3 protein-coding genes are annotated in these 1853 nt (G+C 47.1%); all 3 read left to right on the top strand.

The features are described 5' to 3' along the window. The coding region (locus tag KNQ97_RS19105) for a 3-oxoacid CoA-transferase subunit A (RefSeq protein ID WP_253612632.1) at positions 1–240 on the top strand (240 nt) is incomplete at its 5' end. An 18-nt stretch (positions 241–258) separates the two neighbouring features. Then, on the top strand, positions 259–912 hold the full coding sequence (locus KNQ97_RS19110; protein WP_000121755.1) for a 3-oxoacid CoA-transferase subunit B: 654 nt from the start codon (positions 259–261) through the stop codon (positions 910–912). Between the two features lie 419 nt (positions 913–1331). Beyond that, positions 1332–1853 (top strand): beta-ketoacyl synthase N-terminal-like domain-containing protein (locus KNQ97_RS19115; RefSeq protein WP_253612633.1); only part of this gene is annotated, 522 nt, incomplete at its 3' end.

Raw genomic sequence — 1853 nt, forward strand, 5'->3', positions numbered from 1 at the left:
GTGCTTGAGTATCCGATCAAGGCTGACTTTGCCCTGATTAAAGCCTATAAGGGCGATCGCTGGGGCAATCTGGTTTACCGTAAATCTGCACGTAACTTTGGCCCGATCATGGCCATGGCTGCTGATGTCACCATTGCCCAGGTCTCTAAAGTGGTTGAACTCGGTGGATTAGACCCGGAACACATCATTACCCCAGGTATCTTTGTACAGCATGTTGTACAAGTACAGCCCGCACAGTAAGCAATAAGGAGAAATAACATGAGCTACCAGAAACTCAGCCGTGACCAGATTGCAAAACGTGTGGCACAAGATATTCCAGATGGCGCCTATGTGAACTTGGGTATTGGTTTACCGACCAAGATTGCCAGCTACTTACCTGCCGATAAAGATGTCTTCCTACATTCTGAAAATGGCCTGTTGGCTTTTGGCCCACCACCAGCTGCGGGTGAAGAAGACCCTGAACTGATTAATGCGGGTAAAGAGTTTGTGACCATGCTTGAAGGCGGTAGCTTTTTCCATCATGGCGACTCATTTGCGATGATGCGTGGTGGTCACCTTGATATTGCGGTGCTTGGGGCATTTCAGGTGGCAGCGAATGGTGACTTGGCGAACTGGCACACGGGAGCACCGGATGCGATTCCTGCTGTTGGTGGTGCGATGGATTTGGCGGTTGGTGCCAAGAAAGTATTTATCACTACAGACCATGTAACCAAGCAAGGTGAGCCAAAGATTGTGGCTGAGCTGACCTATCCGGTAACGGGTAAACACTGTGTTGACCGTATTTACACTGACCTGTGTGTGATTGATGTGACCAAAGACGGTTTAAAGGTGATTGAGAAAGTTGAAGGTCTTAGCTTTGATGAGTTACAGGCTTTAACCGGTGCAACTTTGATTGATGCGACTCAAGGGTAAGGTTTACACAACAAACACCTATTACACAGCATTCACTATCGTGACAGGCGACATGGATGTCGCCCGTTGGACAGGGAGGCAAGGAAGCCTCCTCTGTTCAACAAAGGTTTTTGTTACTTTTGACCTTTCAAAAGTAAGGTATCGCTTATACAACAGACCTATGGATATCACAATAAATTACAGCTGTGATGTTATTCGTTGATATGAAAATTTATAAAGCATTACAACGGAGTCTTATCTGTTTAAGTCAGGTACCACCAGCTAATTCGTGTCACTTTTTTAAAAAAGTAACCAAAAACCTTTGTTACTCAGACACAACCTCCCTGTTGTGCTGAGCAACGAGGCGACATCCATGTCGCCACTGCGAAATACTTACAGAGAATGGCTAAAAAGGCCTGAAGTAAAGGACAAAAGTTAGAATGAAAAACGCTTATATCATCGATGCCATCCGTACTCCATTCGGCCGTTATGCCGGTGGCCTTGCACCTGTCCGTGCCGATGACCTTGGCGCTGTGCCGATTAAAGCCCTCATGCAGCGTAACCCAAGTGTAGATTGGGAACAGGTCGATGATGTGATCTATGGCTGTGCGAATCAAGCCGGTGAAGATAACCGTAATGTCGGCCGTATGTCAGCACTACTTGCAGGTTTACCGTATCAGGTTCCAGCAACCACCATTAACCGTTTATGCGGTTCATCACTCGATGCCATTGCCATTGCTGCCCGTGCCATTAAAGCCGGCGAAGCGAACTTGGTAATTGCAGGTGGTGTGGAAAGCATGAGCCGTGCACCTTATGTAATGGGTAAGTCAGATAGTGCTTTTGGCCGTAGTCAGAAGATTGAAGACACCACTATGGGCTGGCGTTTCATTAACCCTAAACTTAAAGAATTGTATGGTGTAGACACCATGCCCCAGACTGCCGAAAACGTCGCTGAACAGTTC

This window comes from Acinetobacter sp. UC24323 (assembly GCF_024151445.1).
GTDB lineage: Bacteria > Pseudomonadota > Gammaproteobacteria > Pseudomonadales > Moraxellaceae > Acinetobacter > Acinetobacter baumannii.